This is a genomic window from Methylobacterium sp. D54C (genome assembly GCF_053345595.1).
In genome coordinates this window covers 1-305 of record NZ_JBKFAK010000197.1, presented here as the reverse complement: position 1 = coordinate 305, position 305 = coordinate 1, and the positions used below count along the sequence as shown (strand labels likewise).

2 protein-coding genes are annotated in these 305 nt (G+C 74.1%); one reads left to right on the top strand and one right to left on the bottom strand.

The window, feature by feature from the left end:
• A partial coding sequence (locus tag ACLBYB_RS33145) for an endonuclease III domain-containing protein (RefSeq protein ID WP_447701422.1) occupies positions 1 to 199 on the top strand: 199 nt, incomplete at its 5' end.
• A gap of 3 nt (positions 200 to 202) precedes the next feature.
• Here ACLBYB_RS33145 and ACLBYB_RS33140 read toward each other — a convergent pair.
• A partial coding sequence (locus ACLBYB_RS33140) for an HPr family phosphocarrier protein (RefSeq protein ID WP_447701423.1) occupies positions 203 to 305 on the bottom strand: 103 nt, incomplete at its 5' end.

Genomic DNA, 305 nt, shown 5'->3' with positions numbered 1-305 from the left:
CCGGATCCCCCTCGCCCCGGGCGCGACGGTCGACGCGGTGGCCGTCGGCCTCGCCCGAATCGTGCCGGACGCGTTCAAGGACAACGCCCATGTCTGGCTGTTCCGGCACGGGCGCGACATCTGCACGGCCCGGAAGCCCGCCTGCCCCCGGTGCCCGGTCTCCGACCTCTGCGCGTGGCCGGGTAAGGCGACGGCCTAGACGCTACTCGTCCTCGCCGAAGCGGTTGGCCAGCAGGGCCCCGATGGCGTCGAGGCAGCTCTCCGCGTCCGGGCCGACGGCGGTGACGGCGATGCGTGTGCCCATG